General features: G+C 62.9%; 5 protein-coding genes. All 5 read right to left on the reverse strand.

Translation table 11 applies throughout. The features are described from left to right. Window positions 1-82: 82 nt before the first annotated feature. Window positions 83-16,531: a VCBS domain-containing protein gene (locus tag R1T44_RS15955; protein WP_317292291.1), complete on the reverse strand. Its 16,449-nt coding sequence runs from the start codon at window positions 16,529-16,531 to the stop codon at window positions 83-85. A gap of 296 nt (window positions 16,532-16,827) precedes the next feature. Next, window positions 16,828-18,984, reverse strand: a complete 2,157-nt coding sequence (locus R1T44_RS15960; protein ID WP_284727583.1) for a transglutaminase TgpA family protein — start codon at window positions 18,982-18,984, stop codon at window positions 16,828-16,830. Next, window positions 18,981-20,000: a DUF58 domain-containing protein gene (locus tag R1T44_RS15965; protein ID WP_284727584.1), complete on the reverse strand. Its 1,020-nt coding sequence runs from the start codon at window positions 19,998-20,000 to the stop codon at window positions 18,981-18,983. Before R1T44_RS15965 ends, R1T44_RS15960 begins: the two co-directional genes overlap by 4 nt. After that, on the reverse strand, window positions 19,997-20,926 hold the full coding sequence (locus tag R1T44_RS15970; RefSeq protein ID WP_284727585.1) for an AAA family ATPase: 930 nt from the start codon (window positions 20,924-20,926) through the stop codon (window positions 19,997-19,999). The genes R1T44_RS15965 and R1T44_RS15970 overlap by 4 nt, the downstream gene beginning before the upstream one ends. A gap of 118 nt (window positions 20,927-21,044) precedes the next feature. Beyond that, complete coding sequence (locus R1T44_RS15975) at window positions 21,045-21,557, reverse strand: NUDIX hydrolase (RefSeq protein WP_225347259.1); 513 nt, start codon at window positions 21,555-21,557, stop codon at window positions 21,045-21,047. Window positions 21,558-21,904 lie beyond the last annotated feature (347 nt).

A 21,904-nucleotide genomic window follows, 5' to 3' on the forward strand; every position in this document is an offset into this window, starting at 1 on the left:
AGGGCACTTCGCAGATGTCTCTACGGCAAAGTCTAATACAGCAAGGGGAGACAGCCTAAGCCATCTCCCCTATCACATCGATTCAGCCGTCAACGTTCGTCTTGAGACTGTTGCTGTCGAGCAGAGATTGAATGATCTGCGTATCCGTGTCGCCACCTGATGTCAGGTCGACATCCTGCAGATTGATCTCTTGCGTGATATTGCTGCCGTCGGATCCGTCGACACTGATCTCGATATTGGTGCCACCTTCTCCGTCTGACTCGAAGTGCAGGAAGCTCGAGAGCGTATCGGCATCATCGTTGGACTGAAGTAGATCGGACAGATCGATGACATCGCCATCCGCGACACTGAAGTCGGTGATGGTATCCGTCGCCATGCCGCCTTCGCTGTTGATGTCATGACCGCTCAGCCACTGGAAGGTGTCGGCACCATCGCCGCCGGTCAGGATGTCATTGCCGGCACCTCCGACCAGAAGATCATCGCCCTCACCACCAGAGAGGATATCGTTGCCGGTGCCGCCTCTCAGCGTATCGTTGCCACTGCCGCCTTCCAGACGATCACTGCCCTCGCCACCGCTCAGGGTGTCATTGCCACCCTGGCCAACCAGATAGTCCGCATAGAACGGTCCATCGCCATCGCCCGTCAGGGTGTCGTTGCCATCGGTACCGATGACCACGGCCAGCTTGTCGACATCGATACTGACACTTGAGGCGTTGGTATCCCCGTCATTGTCGACCGTCACGTAATCGAAGCTGTCCGTGGAGCGCTCGCTGACGTTATCCGGGGGCGTGTAGGTGAAGTCACCGCTCCCCAGATTGAACAGCATGCTGCCACCCAGGTCCGTCGAGATGATCAACTCCAGGCTGTCCGCATCGTAACTGCTGTTGTCCGACCCCGTAGCAGACACGGTGTTGGTAACCGGGTCATAACTGTAGGTCGTGCCATCCACGGTGACCGATTGCAGATAACCGCCATCCGCTCCCAGCAGACTGCCATCCACGGAGCTGCCCGAGACAAGTTGCCCACTGACAGGCGATTGCACGGTCGCGGCCAGACTATCATCGAGGTCCGAGAAACTGGTGACGATAGCGGCATCAATATCTTCATCAGCTGAGCCGTCATAGGCAATGGGATTCAGATTGTCCTCGGAGACACCGGCCCCCATGCCGATGGCATAGGACTTGATTCCATTGTCCACAAGGAAATCTGTCCAGATCCCTTCTTCCGTATTGCTGATGCCAGTATCAGAGCGGTCACGAACCGGTATCAGCTGGCCACCGCTAAAGTACTGAACACTGTCGTAATCGAGGGAATTGTCGAGTTCATTACTATTGCCATCAGCACCGTATGGCGTGCCATCGGAGAAGAAGTAGGAAATATTCTGCGCTGACTCCAGCGCTCCATCTTCCGCATAATTCTCCATCGCTTCAGCGAGTGCTGCATCGTAATTGGTGACGCCACCGGCACTGAGGCCTTCCAATACAGTCACGGCCTCACTCGCTGTCATCCAGGCAGCGTAAGACGTCGCTGTGGTCGAGAATGACACCAGATTGATGCGCACATCCCCAAAATCGTCGTAGGCCGAGATCAGCGTCTTGATAGATTCAATCGCACTTTCAAGACGGGTCTGAGTCCCTATCCCACTTGCGCTCGCCATGGAGCCGGACACATCCAGCACGATGGTGAGATTGGTATCCACCAGGGTGGACGAGAAGCTCTGCGCTTCCTGCTGCTCGGGGGCATCATCCTCGATGCCGATGGTCAGCGTGCCGGTGGAGCTGGCGCCTTCGCTATCCGTTGCGAGCACACCGAAGTCCAGAGACAGGACATCTTCACCATCACCCGAGTGATCGACCGCCTGACTCAGAGTGAAGGTATAGGCGCCACTGTCATCGATGGTCACCGTCGCGACTTCATTGCCATCAGCATCGGTTGCCACCATTGACTGGGTGCCGCCGCCGGACCAGGTCACCGCACTGCCACCGGAGGTGATGGCCGTGGCAGGAGCCGTCAATACCAGCGACACGCTGTCACTGTCGACATCCGTGACGGAAACCGTACCGGTGACGGTGGTGGCATCGGTGGTATCCGTGAAGCCATCAGCCGCATCGCTGTCGGCGATACCGCCTTCGAGCCCTTCTTCGCTGACGCGGCCTTCAGTCGCAGTCACCACCGGGGCATCATTCGTCCCCTGAATGGTAATGGTGACATCCTGGGTAGCTGTCGCTCCCGCCGTATCCGTGACAGTGACGGTGTAGGTCAGGACCAGCGACTCGCCTGCAGACAGGTAGTCGAAGCTTTCACCGGCAGCGCTGCTGTCGAAGGACCAGTTGAGCGTACCTTCAGTGCTCTCGTCATCGATGATGGCCCCGGTATCCACGCCCAGCAGCGCAAGCAGGTCATCGTTGTCCAGCGTGCCGGTATCGCCATTACTGGATACGCCGGTGACGCTCGGCGTCACGCTATTGCTGAGATCCACGTCATCCACCGACAGAGTCCCGCTGGCACTCAGCGGTGAATCCGTCTCCGTCAGGCTGGCGGCGGCACTGTCGCCACTGCTGACACTGATCTCCGGCGCATCGTTGCTACCTTTGATGGTGATCGTCAGCGTGGTAGTGGCGGTATCACCATCAGCATCCGTGATCTCGTAGGTATAGACATCCGTGACCGACTCACCGGCCGCCAGGTACTGAAGGTCGTCGCGTGCTGACTGATAGCTGTAGGAGCCATCCGCCGCCAGGGTCAGCTCGCCGTGCTCACCCGTGATCACGGCCGCCGCGCCATCACTCACCGGGGCAGCCTCCGTTCCGGCGATGACGGCAGTCACGGTTACCGCATCGGCACCCAGAGTATCGGCAGTCGCCGATGTGCCATCCACGACATTGCCGACAACGGCAGCATTGCGATTCTCGCCAATGCTTCGCGTATCAGCGTTGGCTACCGGCGCCGTATCCAGCACCGTGACATCGAGACTGTCACTGGTGCTCTGGCCTGCCAGATCCGTTACCACGACGGTGAAACCATCGACGACGCTGTCATCGCCATCTGTGTGATCAGCCGCTGTGCCATCTTCCACATAGGTGTAGGTGACCTCACCGCTGTCGGCGTCGTAGCCGGTCACGGTCAGCGTGCCTTCACCATCTGGATTGGAGATCACTACCGGTGTGTTGCTGGCATCCGTGATATCCACGCCAGCAATCGTCACTGCCGCGATACCTGCTGCAGCTGACACGGTAAAGGTATTGGTGAGCGTGCTTCCGGTCGCTTCGGTGACGGACTGGTCTTCCAGTGAACTGATGACCGGCAGCGCATCATCAGTTCCCTTGATGACGATATCCACTGTCGTGCTGGAGCCATCGCTGAGCTGCACGATGTACTGCTCATTGATCGTGTCGGCAGATGTCAGCCCCTGCACAACGGCAGTGTCGTTATCCAGCGTATAGGTCCAGTTGCCGTCGGAATCGACGGCGAAGGTACCGTAGAGACTGCTGTCGTCAGTGGCCGGCGTGAACGTCGGCGCATCACTATCGACATCGGTCGCGGTCAGCGTACCTGAAGCTTCCGTCACACCATCTTCGGCAACAGCGCCATCATCGGCACTGATGACGACAGGGTCATCAATCGCTGCGACGTCCTCGAAGCTGAGAATGGCTTCATCGAACTCGGTGCCATCCGTGATCACATAAGTGGTGTCGGGTACCGGACCGTTGTAATTCTCACCGGGCGTGAAGGTGAAGGTACCGTCAGCATTGATCAGAAGTGTGCCGACTTCGCCAAGATCCGCTGTCTTGCCCGGGTCGTACATAACCCCGTCAACAGTGAAGCTGACGACGCTCAACTCATCACCATCGGCGTCGACGTCGTTGTTCAGGACGTTGCCGCTGACCGGAGTATCTTCCTCGACCACGATCGGGCCGTCGTCATAGGCCACCGGCTTGTCATTCAAGCCCTGGACATTGATGGTGATGTCGGCGGTATCCGAGTCGCCATCCGCATCCAGGATGGTGTACTCGAATACTTCCTTGACGAGGTCACCGGCACCCAGTGCCTGAGCGCGCGCATCATCAAGGTCATAACTGAAGGTGCCATCGGTATTGATGGTCAAGCTACCGTAGCTGCCATCGACGGTAACGCTACCCTCATTGTCTGCCAGTGAAATGCCATCGAGATGCGTGATGGTCACGCCATCAGCGCCTAGCTCATCCTGTCCGCCGCCGACAACACTGAAAATGACACTGGTGTTGATCACCGGCTCACCATCCGGAGACGTATCATCTTCGCGAATGGTGTAGGTGTCGTCATTGGCGACAGGCGCGGTATCCAGAATCTTGACGTCAAGGCTGTCGCTGGTGCTCTGCCCGGCCAGGTCAGTGACGACCACGGCGTAGTTGTCGAACACGCTATCGTCGCCAGCCGAGTGATCCGCAGCCGTGCCATCCTCCACATAGGTGTAGGACACGGTGCCGGCATCGTAGCCCGTGATGGTCAGCGTGCCTTCGTCATCAGTCGCGCCCGGGATCACGATGGGGTTGTCCACTGACGCCGAAGTGATATCCGTGCCATTGATGGTAACGCTGGCGATGCCGGCATCCGCTGCCACCTCGAAGGTGTCAGTGACCGTCTCACCCGTGGCCTCGGTCACTTCCTTGTCAGCCAGCGTGATGACCGGCACTGCGTCGGCCGAGCCGGTGATATTGATGGTCAGCGTGGTGCTGGAATAGTCGCCATCGCTGTCTTCCAGCACATAGGTGAAGACATCTTCCGCCGGTTCGCCCTCTGCCAGAGACTGCGTCTTGGTGGTATCCAGAACGTAGGTATAGCTGCCGTCGCTGTTGAGCGTCAGCGTGCCGTAGTCGCCCGTGACCGTGGCACTGCCGCCGTCGGCAATCCCGGTATCGTCCAGTTTGCAGACCATGAACGGCGCATCTGCACCCAGGACGTCCTCATTGTCATTGGCACCGTCGATCACGTTGCCCGTGAGCTCGTCCGTCGCATCTTCATCAATATCGCGCTCATCCGGCTTGACCGTCGGCGCGGTATCCAGAATCTTGACATCAAGGCTGTCGCTGGTGCTCTGCCCGGCCAGGTCAGTGACGACCACGGCGTAGTTGTCGAACACGCTATCGTCGCCATCCGAGTGATCCGCAGCCGTGCCATCCTCCACATAGGTGTAGGACACGGTGCCGGAATCGTAGCCCGTTATGGTCAGCGTGCCTTCGTCATCAGTCGCACCCGGGATCACGATGGGGTTATCCACTGACGCCGAAGTGATATCCGTGCCATTGATGGTGACGCTGGCGATGCCGGCATCCGCATCCACCTGGAAGGTGTCAGTGACCGTCTCACCCGTGGCCTCGGTCACTTCCTTGTCAGCCAGCGTGATGACCGGCGCTGCGTCGGCCGAGCCGGTGATATTGATGGTCAGCGTGGTGCTGGAATAATCGCCATCGCTGTCTTCCAGCACATAGGTGAAGACGTCTTCCGCCGGTTCACCCTCTGCCAGAGACTGCGTCTTGGTGGTATCCAGAACGTAGGTATAGCTGCCGTCGCTGTTGAGCGTCAGCGTGCCGTAGTCACCCGTGACCGTGGCACTGCCGCCGTCGGCAATTCCGGTATCGTCCAGTTTGCAGACCATGAACGGCGCATCTGCACCCAGGACGTCCTCATTGTCATTGGCACCGTCGATCACGTTGCCCGTGAGCTCGTCCGTCGCATCTTCATCAATATCGCGCTCATCCGGCTTGGCCGTCGGCGCGGTATCCAGAATCTTGACGTCAAGACTGTCGCTGGTGCTCTGCCCAGCCAGGTCAGTGACGACCACGGCGTAGTTGTCGAACACGCTATCGTCGCCAGCCGAGTGATCCGCAGCCGTGCCATCCTCCACATAGGTGTAGGACACGGTGCCGGAATCGTAGCCCGTGATGGTCAGCGTGCCTTCGTCATCAGTCGCACCCGGAATCACGATGGGGTTATCCACTGACGCCGAAGTGATATCCGTGCCATTGATGGTGACGCTGGCGATTCCGGCATCCGCTGCCACCTCGAAGGTGTCAGTGACCGTCTCCCCCGTGGCCTCGGTCACTTCCTTGTCAGCCAGCGTGATGACCGGCACTGCGTCGGCCGAGCCGGTGATATTGATGGTCAGCGTGGTGCTGGAATAGTCGCCATCGCTGTCTTCCAGCACATAGGTGAAGACGTCTTCCGCCGGCTCATTCTCTGCCAGAGACTGCGTCTTGGTGGTGTCCAGAACGTAGGTATAGCTGCCGTCGCTGTTGAGCGTCAGCGTGCCGTAGTCGCCCGTGACCGTGGCACTGCCGCCGTCGGCAATCCCGGTATCGTTCAGTTTGCAGACCATGAACGGCGCATCTGCACCCAGGACGTCCTCATTGTCATTGGCACCGTCGATCACGTTGCCCGTGAGCTCGTCCGTCGCATCTTCATCTATACCGCGCTCATCCGGCTTGGCCGTCGGCGCGGTATCCAGAATCTTGACGTCAAGACTGTCGCTGGTGCTCTGCCCAGCCAGGTCAGTGACGACCACGGCGTAGTTGTCGAACACGCTATCGTCGCCAGCCGAGTGATCCGCAGCCGTGCCATCCTCCACATAGGTGTAGGACACGGTGCCGGAATCGTAGCCCGTGATGGTCAGCGTGCCTTCGTCATCAGTCGCACCCGGAACCACGATGGGGTTATCCACTGACGCCGAAGTGATATCCGTGCCATTGATGGTGACGCTGGCGATGCCGGCATCCGCTGCCACCTCGAAGGTGTCAGTGACCGTCTCACCTGTGGCCTCGGTCACTTCCTTGTCAGCCAGCGTGATGACCGGCACTGCGTCGGCCGAGCCGGTGATATTGATGGTCAGCGTGGTGCTGGAGGCATCGCCATCGGCGTCGGTGATCGTGTAGCTGAAGACGTCGGTCAGTGACGCCCCATCATCCAGGCCCTGGACCTCGGCATTGCTGTTGTCCAGCACATAGCTGTAGCTGCCGTCGGCTTCGAGGGTCAGCGTGCCGTAGCTGCCGGTGACGACTGCCGCGGCATCGGCCGTGACGTCGGACGCACTCCCGCCGTCCGGCGTGACGCTGGTCACGCTGGTGGCATCCGCGCCCAGGGTGTCGGCGGTGTCGCTGGTGCCGTCGATGACGTTGCCGTCGAGTGCCGTGGTGGTGTCCTCACCGATGTTGCGGGCGTCGGCGTTGGCGACCGGGGCGGTATCGAGGATCGCGATATCCAGGCTGTCGCTGCTGCTCTGCCCGGTGATGTCGGTAACCACGATGCTGAAGCTGTCGGTGATGTCGCCGGCAGTGTGATCTTCGCTCTCGCCATCCTCGACGTAGCTATAAGTGACCTCACCGGTGTCGGCGTCGTAGCCGGTCACGCTCAGGACACCTTCGACGGTGGTGATCTCGACCGGATCGGTCTCGGTCGCGCCGGTGATGTCAGTGCCATTCACGGTGACGGTATCGATGCCGGCAGTGGCGGCGACCGTGAAGCTGCCGGTGACGGAGTCGCCGGTGGCTTCGGTGAGGCTGTGGTCCGCCTCATCACCGCTGATATCGGTGATGGTCGGCACGCCATCGGTCGAGCCGTCGACGGTGATGGTCAGCGTGGCAGTATCACTGTCGCCATCGGCGTCGGTGATCACGTAGGTGAACGTGTCTTCTTCCGTCTCGCCATTATTCAGCGACTGGACCGCCGGGCTGGTGGTGTCGAGCACATAGCTGTAGCTGCCGTCGGCTTCGAGGGTCAGCGTGCCGTAGCTGCCGGTGACGACTGCGGCGGCATCGGCCGTGACGTCGGATGCACTCCCGCCGTCCGGCGTGACGCTGGTCACGCTGGTGGCATCGGCCCCCAGGGTATCGGCGGTGTCGCTGGCGCCGTCGATGACGTTGCCGTCGAGTGCCGTGGTGGTGTCTTCGTCGATGTTGCGGGCGTCGGCGTTGGCGACCGGGGCGGTATCGAGGATCGCGATATCCAGGCTGTCGCTGCTGCTCTGCCCGGTGATGTCGGTAACCACGATGCTGAAGCTGTCGGTGATGTCGCCGGCAGTGTGATCTTCGCTCTCGCCATCCTCGACGTAGCTATAAGTGACCTCACCGGTGTCGGCGTCGTAGCCGGTCACGCTCAGGACACCTTCGACGGTGGTGATCTCGACCGGATCGGTCTCGGTCGCGCCGGTGATATCAGTGCCATTCACGGTGACGCTGGCGATGCCGGCATCCGCTTCCACCTGGAAGGTGTCAGTGACGGTGCCGCCGGTCGCCTCAGTGACCGACTGGTCATCCAGCGAGGTGATGGTCGGCACGCCATCGGTCGAGCCGTCGACGGTGATGGTCAGCGTGGTGCTGGAGGCATCGCCATCGGCGTCGGTGATCGTGTAGCTGAAGACGTCGGTCAGTGACGCCCCATCATCCAGGCCCTGGACCTCGGCATTGCTGTTGTCCAGCACATAGCTGTAGCTGCCGTCGGCTTCGAGGGTCAGCGTGCCGTAGCTGCCGGTGACGACTGCGGCGGCATCGGCCGTGACGTCGGATGCACTCCCGCCGTCCGGCGTGACGCTGGTCACGCTGGTGGCATCGGCCCCCAGGGTATCGGCGGTGTCGCTGGCGCCGTCGATGACGTTGCCGTCGAGTGCCGCGGTGGTGTCTTCACCGATGTTGCGGGTGTCGGCGTTGGCGACCGGGGCGGTATCGAGGATCGCGATATCCAGGCTGTCGCTGCTGCTCTGCCCGGTGATGTCGGTGACCACGACGGTGAAGCTGTCGGTGATGTCGCCGTCGGCGTGGTCTTCGCTCGCGCCATCCTCGGCGTAGGTGTAGGTCACGGTGCCATCAGCCGCATAGTCGGTGATGGTCAGCGTGCCTTCATCGGTGGTGATCACGACCGGCGTGGTGCTGGCGTCGCTGATGTCGATGCCACCGATGGTGACAGCGGCAACGCCGGCGGTGGCCGCGACCGTGAAGCTGCCGGTGACGGTGTCGCCGCTGGCTTCGGTGACGCTGTTGTCGACCGGCTCGCTGATATCAGTGATGGTCGGCGCGCCATCGGTGGAGCCGTCGACGGTGATGGTCAGCGTGGTGCTGGAAGTGTCGCCATCGGCGTCGGTGATCGTGTAGCTGAAGACGTCGGTCAGTGACGCGCCGTCATCCAGGCCCTGGACCTCGGCATTGCTGTTGTCGAGCACATAGCTGTAGCTGCCATCACTGTTGAGGGTCAGCGTGCCGTAGTCGCCGGTGACGACTGCCGCGGCATCAGCCGTGACGGTGCTGCCATCGACGTCAGTGACCGTGGTGGCGTCCGCGCCCAGGGTGTCAGCGGTGTCGGTGGCGCCGTCGATGACGTTGCCGTCGAGTGCCGTGGTGGTGTCCTCACCGATGTTGCGGGCGTCGGCGTTGGCGACCGGGGCGGTATCGAGGATCGCGATGTCCAGGCTGTCGCTGGTGCTCTGCCCGGTGATGTCGGTGACCACGACGGTGAAGCTGTCGGTGATGTCGCCGTCGGCGTGGTCTTCGCTCGCACCATCTTCGACGTAGCTATAGGTGACCTCACCGGTGCCGGCGTCGTAGCCGGTCACGGTCAGGGTGCCTTCGTCGGTGGTGATCTCGACCGGCGTGGTGCTGGCGTCGCTGATGTCGATGCCACCGATGGTGACAGCGGCAACGCCGGCGGTGGCCGCGACCGTGAAGCTGCCGGTGACGGTGTCGCCGGTGGCTTCGGTGACGCTGTTGTCGACCGGCTCGCTGATATCAGTGATGGTCGGCGCGCCATCGGTGGAGCCGTCGACGGTGATGGTCAGCGTGGTGCTGGAGGTATCGCCATCGGCGTCGGTGATCGTGTAGCTGAAGACGTCGGTCAGTGACGCGCCATCATCCAGCGACTGCACGGCCGGATTGGTGGTGTCGAGCACATAGCTGTAGCTGCCGTCGGCTTCGAGCGTCAGCGTGCCGTAGTCGCCGGTGACGACTGCCGCGGCATCTGCCGTGACGGTGCTGCCGTCGACGGCAGTGACCGTGGTGGCATCGGCCCCCAGGGTGTCGGCGGTGTCGGTGGCGCCGTCGATGACGTTGCCGTCGAGTGCCGTGGTGGTGTCCTCACCGATGTTGCGGGCGTCGGCGTTGGCGACCGGGGCGGTATCGAGGATCGCGATGTCCAGGCTGTCGCTGGTGCTCTGCCCGGTGATGTCGGTGACCACGACGCTGAAGCTGTCGGTGATGTCGCCGCCGGTGTGATCTTCGCTCGCACCATCTTCGACGTAGCTATAGGTGACCTCACCGGTGCCGGCGTCGTAGCCGGTCACGGTTAGGGTGCCTTCGTCGGTGGTGATCTCGACCGGCGTGGTGCTGGCGTCGCTGATGTCGATGCCACCAATGGTGACGGTATCGATGCCCGCTTCCGCGGCGACCGTGAAGCTGCCGGTGACGGTATCGCCGGTGGCTTCGGTGACGCTGTTGTCGGCCGTGGCACTGATGTCAGTGATGGTCGGCGCGCCATCGGTGGAGCCGTCGACGGTGATGGTCAGCGTGGTGCTGGAGGCATCGCCATCGGCGTCGGTGATCGTGTAGCTGAAGACGTCGGTCAGTGACGCCCCATCATCCAGGCCCTGGACCTCGGCATTGCTGTTGTCCAGCACATAGCTGTAGCTGCCGTCGGCTTCGAGGGTCAGCGTGCCGTAGCTGCCGGTGACGACTGCGGCGGCATCGGCCGTGACGTCGGATGCACTCCCGCCGTCCGGCGTGACGCTGGTCACGCTGGTGGCATCGGCCCCCAGGGTATCGGCGGTGTCGCTGGCGCCGTCGATGACGTTGCCGTCGAGTGCCGTGGTGGTGTCTTCGTCGATGTTGCGGGCGTCGGCGTTGGCGACCGGGGCGGTATCGAGGATCGCGATATCCAGGCTGTCGCTGGTGCTCTGCCCGGTGATGTCGGTGACCACGACGGTGAAGCTGTCGGTGATGTCGCCGCCGGTGTGATCTTCGCTCTCGCCATCCTCGACGTAGCTGTAGGTCACGGTGCCCGTGTCGGCGTCATAGCCGGTCACGCTCAGGACACCTTCGACGGTGGTGATCTCGACCGGATCGGTCTCGGTCGCGCCGGTGATATCAGTACCATTCACGGTGACGCTGGCGATGCCGGCATCCGCTTCCACCTGTAAGGTGTCAGTGACGGTGCCGCCGGTCGCCTCAGTGACCGACTGGTCATCCAGCGAGGTGATGGTCGGCACGCCATCGGTCGAGCCGTCGACGGTGATGGTCAGCGTGGTGCTGGAGGCATCGCCATCGGCGTCGGTGATCGTATAGCTGAAGACGTCGGTCAGTGACGCGCCGTCATCCAGGCCCTGGACCTCGGCATTGCTGTTGTCGAGCACATAGCTGTAGCTGCCATCACTGTTGAGGGTCAGCGTGCCGTAGTCGCCGGTGACGACTGCCGCGGCATCAGCCGTGACGGTGCTGCCATCGACGTCAGTGACCGTGGTGGCGTCCGCGCCCAGGGTGTCAGCGGTGTCGGTGGCGCCGTCGATGACGTTGCCGTCGAGTGCCGTGGTGGTGTCCTCACCGATGTTGCGGGCGTCGGCGTTGGCGACCGGGGCGGTATCGAGGATCGCGATGTCCAGGCTGTCGCTGGTGCTCTGCCCGGTGATGTCGGTGACCACGACGGTGAAGCTGTCGGTGATGTCGCCGTCGGCGTGGTCTTCGCTCGCACCATCTTCGACGTAGCTATAGGTGACCTCACCGGTGCCGGCGTCGTAGCCGGTCACGGTCAGGGTGCCTTCGTCGGTGGTGATCTCGACCGGCGTGGTGCTGGCGTCGCTGATGTCGATGCCACCGATGGTGACAGCGGCAACGCCGGCGGTGGCCGCGACCGTGAAGCTGCCGGTGACGGTGTCGCCGGTGGCTTCGGTGACGCTGTTGTCGACCGGCTCGCTGATATCAGTGATGGTCGGCGCGCCATCGGTGGAGCCGTCGACGGTGATGGTCAGCGTGGTGCTGGAGGTATCGCCATCGGCGTCGGTGATCGTGTAGCTGAAGACGTCGGTCAGTGACGCGCCATCATCCAGCGACTGCACGGCCGGATTGGTGGTGTCGAGCACATAGCTGTAGCTGCCGTCGGCTTCGAGCGTCAGCGTGCCGTAGTCGCCGGTGACGACTGCCGCGGCATCGGCCGTGACGGTGCTGCCATCGACGTCAGTGACCGTGGTGGCGTCCGCGCCCAGGGTGTCAGCGGTGTCATTGGCGCCGTCGATGACGTTGCCGTCGAGTGCCGTGGTGGTGTCTTCGCCGATGTTGCGCGTATCGGCGTTGGCGACCGGGGCGGTATCGAGGATCGCGATGTCGAGACTGTCCGTGGTGCTGGCGTTCGTGATGTCGGTGACCACGACCGCGAAGCTGTCGGTGATGTCGCCGCCCGAGTGATCCTCGGTCTCGCCATCCTCGACGTAGCGGTACGTTACGGTGCCCGTATCGGCGTCATAGCCGGTCACGCTCAGAGTGCCTTCGCTCCCCTCGATGACCACCGGGTCGGCCTCGGTCGCATTGGTGATGTCGACCGGCGTATCCGCATCGACGCCAGCAATGGTGACCGTGGCAATCCCGGCAGTGGCGGCGACCGTGAAGCTGCCGGTGACGGTGTCGCCAGTGGCTTCGGTGACGCTGTTGTCGTCCGTGCCGGTGATGACCGGCGCGGCATCGGTCGAGCCCGTGACGGTGATGGTCAGCGTGGTGCGCGAGGCATCGCCATCGGCATCGGTGATGCCGTAGGTGAAGACGTCGATCAGCGGGTCGCTGTCATCGTTCAGTGACTGGACCTCGGCATTGCTGTTGTCCAGCGCGTAGCTGTAGCTGCCGTCACTGTTGAGGGTCAGCGTGCCGTAGCTGCCGGCGATCTCGGTACCGGTCGTGTCGCTGACGTTTGCCGCAAGCGCGTCACCGTCCTCCAGAGTGCCTGTCACGACACCGGTGACCAGGGTCGGCGTGTCGCTGCCCAGGGCATCGGCGGCCGCATCGGCATCCGTGCTGTCACCGGACCCGCTGATGACATTGCCGGTCAGGGCGTCAGAGGTGTCCTCGGCGATGGTGCCGGTGTCGGCATTGGCCGTCGGCGCGGTATCGAGGATCGCGATGTCGAGACTGTCCGTGGTGCTGGCGTTCGTGATGTCGGTGACCACGACCGCGAAGCTGTCGGTGATGTCGTCGCCCGAGTGATCCTCGGTCTCGCCATCCTCGACGTAGCGGTAGGTCACCTCACCGGTGCCGGCGTCATAGCCGGTCACGCTCAGGGTGCCTTCGCTCCCCTCGATGACCACCGGGTTGGCCTCGGTCGCATTGGTGATGTCGACCGGCGTATCCACATCGACGCCAGCAATGGTGACCGTGGCAATCCCGGCAGTGGCGGCGACCGTGAAGCTGCCGGTGACGGTGTCGCCGGTGGCTTCGGTGACGCTGTTGTCGACCGGCTCGCTGATATCAGTGATGGTCGGCGCGCCATCGGTGGAGCCGTCGACGGTGATGGTCAGCGTGGTGCTGGAAGTGTCGCCATCGGCGTCGGTGATCGTGTAGCTGAAGACGTCGGTCAGTGACGCGCCGTCATCCAGGCCCTGGACCTCGGCATTGCTGTTGTCGAGCACATAGCTGTAGCTGCCGTCGGCTTCGAGCGTCAGCGTGCCGTAGTCGCCGGTGACGACTGCGGCGGCATCTGCCGTGACGGTGCTGCCGTCGACGGCAGTGACCGTGGTGGCATCGGCCCCCAGGGTGTCGGCGGTGTCGTTGGCGCCGTCGATGACGTTGCCGTCGAGTGCCGTGGTGGTGTCCTCACCGATGTTGCGGGCGTCGGCGTTGGCCTCTGGCGCGGTATCGAGGATCGCGATATCCAGGCTGTCAGTGCTGCTCTGCCCGGTGATGTCGGTGACCACGACGGTGAAGCTGTCGGTGATGTCGCCGCCGGTGTGATCTTCGCTCTCGCCATCCTCGACGTAGCTGTAGGTCACGGTGCCCGTGTCGGCGTCATAGCCGGTCACGCTCAGGGTGCCTTCGCTGGTGGTGAGCTCGACCGGATCGGCCTCGGACGCGCCGGTGATGTCAGTGCCATTCACGGTGACGGTATCGATGCCGGCAGTGGCGGCGACCGTGAAGCTGCCGGTGACGGTCGCACCGGTCGCCTCAGTGACCGACTGGTCATCCAGCGAGGTGATCGTCGGCGCCGAGTCATCCACGCCAGTGATGACGATGTCGACCGTGGTGGTCGAGCCATCGCTCAGCTCGACCACGAACGACTGGCTGACAGTGTCACCTTCATTCAACCCCTGAACGACAGCGGCATCGTTATCGAGGGTGTAGGTCCACTCCCCTGCCTCGCTGACGCTGAAAGTGCCGTAATCATCGCTTTGGGTGCCAGCGACAACATCAGTACTTTCGACATCGACAAGCGCGCCGGAAGCTTCGGTAACGCCATCCTCCGTTACCTCTCCAGAATCGCCGCCAATCAGGGCGCCCACGTCATTGCTGGTCGCGGTGTTGCCGGCCGGATCGGTGACCGAGGCATCAACGCTGTACTCGCCTTCGCTCAGCGGCGTCTCGGCGTCAACCGTATAGGTGCCGTTCTCGACGGTGGCGGTGACGGTCTGCTCGTTGCCGTCGCTGTCGGTGATGACCAGGGTGACGGTGCTGCCGTCTTCGGCATCGGTGGTACCGACGATGGTCGGCGTGGTGTCGGAGGTCAGCGCCGGTGCATCGACGGTCAGCGCCGGCGCACTTGCGTCGATCTCGCCCACGTCATTGCTGGTCGCGGTGTTGCCGGCCGGATCGGTGACCGAGGCTTCGACGCTGTACTCGCCTTCGCTCAGCGGTGTCTCGGCATCGACGCTGTAGGTGCCATTCTCGACGGTCGCGGTGACGGTCTGCTCATTGCCGTCGCTGTCAGTGATGACCAGGGTGACGGTGCTGCCGTCTTCGGCATCGGTGGTACCGACGATGGTCGGCGTGGTGTCGGAGGTCAGCGCCGGTGCATCGACGGTCAGCGCCGGCGCACTTGCGTCGATCTCGCCCACGTCATTGCTGGTCGCGGTGTTGCCGGCCGGATCGGTGACAGAGGCCTCGACGCTGTACTCGCCTTCGCTCAGCGGCGTTTCAGCGTCAACCGTATAGGTGCCATTCTCGACGGTCGCGGTGACGGCCTGCTCGTTGCCATCACTGTCAGTGATGACCAGGGTGACGGTGCTGCCGTCTTCGGCATCGGTGGTGCCAACGATGGTCGGCGTGGTGTCGGAGGTCAGCGCGGGAGCATCGACGGTCAGCGCCGGCGCGCTTGCGTCGATCTCGCCCACGTCATTGCTGGTCGCGGTGTTGCCGGCCGGATCGGTGACCGAGGCCTCGACGCTGTACTCGCCTTCGCTCAGCGGCGTTTCAGCGTCAACCGTATAGGTGCCATTCTCGACGGTCGCGGTGACGGTCTGCTCGTTACCATCGCTGTCAGTGATGACCAGGGTGACGGTGCTGCCGTCTTCGGCATCGGTGGTACCGACGATGGTCGGCGTGGTGTCGGAGGTCCGTGCCGGGGCATCGACAGTCAGCGCCGGCGCGCTTGCGTCGATCTCGCCTACATCATTGCTGGTCGCGGTGTTGCCGGCCGGATCGGTGACAGAGGCCTCGACGCTGTACTCGCCTTCGCTCAGCGGCGTTTCAGCGTCAACCGTATAGGTGCCATTCTCGACGGTCGCGGTGACGGTCTGCTCGTTGCCATCACTGTCAGTGATGACCAGGGTGACGGTGCTGCCGTCTTCGGCATCGGTGGTGCCAACGATGGTCGGCGTGGTGTCGGAGGTCAGCGCGGGAGCATCGACGGTCAGCGCCGGCGCGCTTGCGTCGATCTCGCCTACGTCATTGCTGGTCGCGGTGTTGCCGGCCGGATCGGTGACCGAAGCCTCGACGCTGTACTCGCCTTCGCTCAGCGGCGTTTCAGCGTCAACCGTATAGGTGCCGTTCTCGACGGTGGCGGTGACGGTCTGCTCGTTGCCGTCGCTGTCGGTGATGACCAGCGTGACGGTGCTGCCGTCTTCGGCGTCGGTGGTGCCGACGATGGTCGGCGTGGTGTCGGAGGTCAGTGCCGGGGCATCGACCGACAAGGACAGCACGACCTCTGTGGGCAGTGTCGGATCAAGATCCAGCCCCAGGCCATCTTCGTCCTCATCATTGAATTCCGGGTCGGTAAAGCCGCCCTCATATTCATAGGAGGTCCGTTCGACACGCCCTTCGCGCCCCACCCCAGAGGCATCCAGGAAACCACTACGACTGCTGCCCGGCGCACCGCCACTCTCACCGGCTGCGGGAGCTTCCTGAATCGCGGTCGGGTCTTCGCCACGAGCGATCGCTTCGCGCAACGCTTCCACTGCCGGGTCAACAGGCGCTTCCCCACGCGACTCGGCCAGCAACACCTCAACGCCGATCGGCGCTCCCTGCGGCACCACAAGCTGGGTGCCGTCTTCCAGCACCACGATCGCGCCCTGCGGTGCGACCAGAGTGGCTGTAGATTCAAGCGTCATTCCTTTGACGACACGCTGCGCCTCGTTGGTGGAGGAAGCAACAAGTACTGTGCCTTCTGTGCGAATGACCTGGACCATGGGGACATACTCCTGCTGGGGAAAGGTGCTACATCATGCTGCGAAGGGGGAGCGATGGCATGATAGACAAGAACGGATAGTTACATTTTGATACACAACAACACTTACCGCAACCTAGCAATTTTCAGTAGCGCTATCGCGCTACAAGGATGAGATATCTAATTCGGAAAAACCTCTTTAAATCAATAAGTAACACTCATAAAAGTCATCATTGTGATTTAGCGAATCTTGCGAGACTGCACAGACCACTGGCGCCGAACACTACGCAAGGATGATGCTTCACCATGAGAACTCGCTAATACCGTAGCATCGTTGTATAGCCATTGTTCAATCAAATCTGCCAAATGTAACAATACTCTTACATTCTGCGGCTGCTGTTGGGCAATACGGCGCAAGTGGCTGCCGGGAGCCTCGCCCACGTGGGGGCCATGGCCCGTACGCTCCAGCCGCTTCACCAACCTGCGGTAGGCTCGCACACCTGCGTGCGCTGACACCTCACGGCCAGACCACAACACCAGTGCCACGCCTGCCAGCACCACACTGGCCAGCAGCCCGAGCACACCCCAGACAAGCCATTCCCAGCGGAAGTCACCAAACAGTCGCTTCCAGAGATTTCGCTGCTCGTCGAGACGGAACCCCACCACGCTGCGTTGCCAGCGGTATTCGAAACGCTCCCACTGCCGTCTCAGATCACTGAGCAATGAATTATTCAGCGTGAAGGCGCGCAAGCCAGCATCGGCCATGAAGCCCGGCTGCCCCTGCAGGCTCAGCGCCCCCTGCGAGATTCGCTCGGGAGCCACCGCCGCGGTGGGATCAAATCGATGCCAGCGACCGGCATAGAACACCTCGACCCAGGCGTGGGCGTCATACTGACGGATGCTCAATTCCTGCGGCCCACCGATGCCATCGCCTTGTGCCTCGCCGCCCAGATAACCCGCGACCATACGCGCCGGCAGTCCGGCAGCACGTGCCAGAAAAACGCTGGTAGAGGCGTAATGGGTGCAATAGCCCCGCAAGCTGTCGAACAGGAAATCATCGACACGGCTGAGCCCCTCGAGGCGCGGTGGCGTCAGGGTGTAGTGGAAAGGCTGGCGATTGAAATACTGGAAAAGGCGTTGCAGGAAGACCTGCGGATCTCCCCCCGACTCCCGCATCAGATCGCGAGCGAACTCGCGGGCACGCGGGTTGCCATCATCGGGCAACAGCTGATCAAGGCGCTGCATCCATTGCGGAGCCGTTGTCGGTGGCGCGCCGGAGGAAGACATCTCCAACAGCTCGCGGGTATTGAGTGACGCCAGCCCCTCAAGGGTGCCGTCGATCAGGTAGCGGGCCTCACGGCTGGTCGTCAGTGGCGCGCCGAGGCTCGGCCGCCAGGGGCGCGGGTCCGGCTCCAGCAGCAGCTCATAGCGGTGACGCGCGACTTCCCCCTCCATACGCGTCCCGCGCTGAACGTAGCGCTCGGCCGGCCCGCCCAGTGCCTCCTGAAGACGCTCCGGCGTAGCGCGCGACCAGCGCACGCCATCAAACAGACTCAGGGTATACACACGCCAGTAGCGCTGGGAGGCCGCAGGCAGTCCGTTGTCGAAACGCGCCCGAAACGCCAGGGCATCACTGCGACCCAGGGCGGCGATATCGCCGGGAGAGACACTGTCGGTAAGCCCCGTGGTGGCCTCGTTGAGCTGCGGCACGTTCCACAGCGGCGGCAAGCGGGGAAAGAGCACGAACAAGCCCAGCATCAGCGGCAGGGACAGCCCCATCAGCCAGGCTGTCTCCCGCATGGCCTCGCGACGCTCGCGTGCGCCGGCGATCAACACCAGCCCGCCGACCAGCCACGCCGCGGCCATGACCGAGGCCGCCGCCATCAAAGGCCCCTGGTCATGCAGGAAGGCCGCCGCCAGCACCACGAAGCCAAGCCCGCAGACCACGCGACCATCGCGCAGGCTGTCCGTTTCCAGCAGCTTGAGCAGATAGATGCCGACCAGCAGGCCGATCATCGCCTCCAGGCGCAGCATCTGGCCGTATTCGAGAAACAGGCCCGCCGCGACCATTGCCACCGCCGCCAGTCGCAACAGGATGCCAGCGCGCGGAACTCGCGCCCGGAGTTGCTGAAAGCGCCACAACGCCGCCAGCAAGGCCGGCAAGGCAAGCCACACCGGCATCCACAGCACATGCAGCGCCAGCACCAGACACTGGCCGATGAACAGATGGCGCAGCTCAAGCCAGCCCAGCGCCTGATCAGGCGTCAGCGGTTTGCGCTGCCACCAGCGTCGTCTGGCGCTGGAGGAAGTAGAAGATGTGCCACGGGAAAGCTCGTCCTTTGAGGAGCGGCCCAGGGAGGCGCGTCCCGGGGAGGCCTTGGCTGTCGACAGGCTCATGCGCTGCCCTCCTGACTCAAGGGACGACTCGCGCCAGCTCGCTCGGCGGCCTCACTGGCCGCCAGCTGGGCGGACCATGGCAACCTCTGCTCGCCGCCGAACAGCGTCAACGCCTCAAGCACTCGACGACGATGCGCCCCGCCACTGGCGATGGCCAATGTCTGGCCCGGCAGTCGCAGACCATAGGTCGCCTGGGCGCCTTCCGCCGCCAGCACGCGCGCCGTGAGCTCCGAGAGCCGCTGCTCCATGTCGCCACGACAGGCCTCGTAATCCAGCCACAGCGAGGGACGCGCAGGCGTCTCGAAGCGCTTGGTGACCAGCTCGCCGCTGCGCCCCCAGTGCTTCCAGGCGATATGCGCTGGCGCATCACCCGGGACATAGCGGCGCAGCCCGGCGAAATCGCCCAGCTCTATCTGCTCGAGCGTACAACGACTGCCCTGCGGGGTGGAGGGAAGCTCTGGCTGTGGATAGACGAGGACCGGCGTGTCGATCGCGACCCAGGCCCACAGGCGCACCAGTCCCAACGGCCAGCGCGACTCCAGCGTCAGCGTCGGCAATGAGAACTGGCCACGCTGAAAGGCCGCCAGCTCCAGCGGCGCACTGCCTTCGCCGTCATGGATCTCGAGTCGCTGGCGCGCCTCTCCCAGTCGCACATCGATGGCATGTGAGCGAGCCCGACCGGTGAGGCGCACCATGACGCGCAACGTATTGCCCGCAAATGCCTCACCATCGGCGATCAGCTGCACTCGCACGCCCGCCAGATTGCGCCAGCTGCGAAAGATGCTGACCACTGCCACGGCAAACAGCCAGAAGGACAGGCCATGCGCCAGCGAGTTCTCGTAATTGATCCCCAACAGCAGCAGCAGGATCACCAGCACCGCCCAGAACAGCCCGAAGGGCGTCGGCAAGATCATCAAGCGCGCGTGATGAAGCGCCTCGCCTCCGCCAATCGACATCTTGCGCAGCATGCGGGCTTTCACGCGCGTCCATGCGCCGGGCTTCGCCACCTGGGTCATGCAGGCACCACCGCCACCTGCCCGAGCAGATGGCGCGCCACGGCTTCACCTTCGGCAACACTGCCTTCGCTGAGGCGGTGCCCCACGACGGGCGCCCAGACCGCTTGCACATCCTCCGGCAGCACATAGTCACGTCCTGCCAGCAGTGCCCAGCCACGCGCAGCACTGGCCAGCGCCAGCACCCCGCGCGTCGAGAGACCATAGGCCACTTCCGGCGAGCTGCGCGTCGCCGCCACCAGCGCCTGCAGATAATCCAGCAGCGGGTCAGACAGACGCACACGGTCCACGGCGGCCTGCCACTCCTTGAGCACCGAGACGAGCAACAAGGGTCGCAGCGCCTCAATATGCTGTCGCCCGGCATTGCCCTTGAGAATCTCGCGCTCAGCTGCGGGTTCCGGGTAGCCCAATGACAGCCGCATCAGGAAGCGGTCCAGCTGGGACTCCGGCAGCGGGAAGGTGCCAGATTGCTGGAGCGGATTCTGGGTCGCGATCACGAAGAACGGTTCTGGCAGGCGACGGGTCTCGCCCTCCACCGTGACCTGACGCTCTTCCATCGCCTCCAGCAACGCGCTCTGAGTCTTGGGCGTGGCACGGTTGATCTCGTCCGCCAGCACCAGCGAGTGGAACACCGGGCCGGGATGGAAGCGGAAGTTGCCCTCACGCGGGTCGAATACCGACACGCCGAGAATGTCAGCGGGCAATAGATCGCTGGTGAACTGCACCCGCTGCATGTCCGCTCCGATCAGACGCGCCAGCCCCTGGGCGAGCGTCGTCTTGCCCAGCCCCGGCAAGTCCTCGATCAGGACATGACCACGGCACAGCAGACAACAGAGCGCCAGACGGATCTGGCGCGGCTTGCCCGCCAGCACGGTCGACAATGCGGCTTCCACCTCTTCCAGCTGCTGTGGCGATACCTTGGCATTCATGCAAAGACTCCAGAACAAAGTGGGGAGGAGGAGATGCGGCCATCACCATGGGCAGCACACGCCAGATGACGCAGGGCCAGCGGCGTTGCTGCCCAGGCTCGACAAGGAAAAGCGAAGATCATCGGCTCAGGCTCTCACTCAGAAAGCCTTCACGAATCAGGCGCTCAAGGGCCATACGGCTATCAGGCGTTGAAGGATGCAACGCAAGCGCATCGGCAGGCGTGACCCAGAAGGCATCTGCCACTTCTTCGGCCTGCAGCGTCAGCGGGCCATCGTAATGCACCAGATATGCACTGCCGAAGACATGGTTGGTCGCGTCGGTGTAGCAGAAATCGAAACAATGCTTGAGCGGCGCGCCGCGCACGCCAATCTCTTCCTCCAGCTCGCGACGGGCAGCCACCTGCACGGCCTCACCGGCCCCGACAACACCCCCGCTGGCGAGATCGAAATAGCCGGGGAATACTTCCTTGCTCAGGGTACGCTTCTGGATGCACAGCTCACCGCGGCCATTGAGCACGAAGGCATAGGTCGCACGGTGCCAATAGCGGTAGCGTCGCATCAAGCGACGTGGTGCCGTGCCACAAGGGCGATTCTGCGCATCGACCAGCTGAATGATTTCGTCCTGGATCACCGTTCCCTGTTCCTTGCCTGTCCTAGAATCACTTCGATAGCCATCCGCGCCGACCAACACCGCCGGATGGCATCGACCAATGCGTCCCACGGTAGCAGAATGCGAAGAAGCTGCCTTCAACTGCGGCCCGGACACCTGCCTTCACACCCGGGCAACAGGTGACGCTCGCATTCGTGCAAACCACCTAAAACAGAACTCTCTGCAATAGCCTCTGCACTAGCCTCTACACTAGAGGCCATCGACGTCAGAAAACACCACACTGGCATCATGGATCGCTCCCATGGTCATTCTCTTTACACACCCAGATAGGAGATGCGCACAGCATGAGGCAACCTCGCCAGGGACAT

The sequence above is a fragment of the Cobetia amphilecti genome (assembly GCF_032923285.1).
In the GTDB taxonomy this organism is placed as follows: domain Bacteria; phylum Pseudomonadota; class Gammaproteobacteria; order Pseudomonadales; family Halomonadaceae; genus Cobetia; species Cobetia amphilecti.

What these genes read in the sequence shown, in the direction of transcription:
- R1T44_RS15955 (WP_317292291.1), bottom strand. Translation starts at nt 16,531, where the DNA reads ATGACGCTTGAATCTACAGCCACTCTGGTCGCACCGCAGGGCGCGATC.
- R1T44_RS15960 (WP_284727583.1), bottom strand. Translation starts at nt 18,984, where the DNA reads ATGAGCCTGTCGACAGCCAAGGCCTCCCCGGGACGCGCCTCCCTGGGC.
- R1T44_RS15965 (WP_284727584.1), bottom strand. Translation starts at nt 20,000, where the DNA reads ATGACCCAGGTGGCGAAGCCCGGCGCATGGACGCGCGTGAAAGCCCGC.
- R1T44_RS15970 (WP_284727585.1), bottom strand. Translation starts at nt 20,926, where the DNA reads ATGAATGCCAAGGTATCGCCACAGCAGCTGGAAGAGGTGGAAGCCGCA.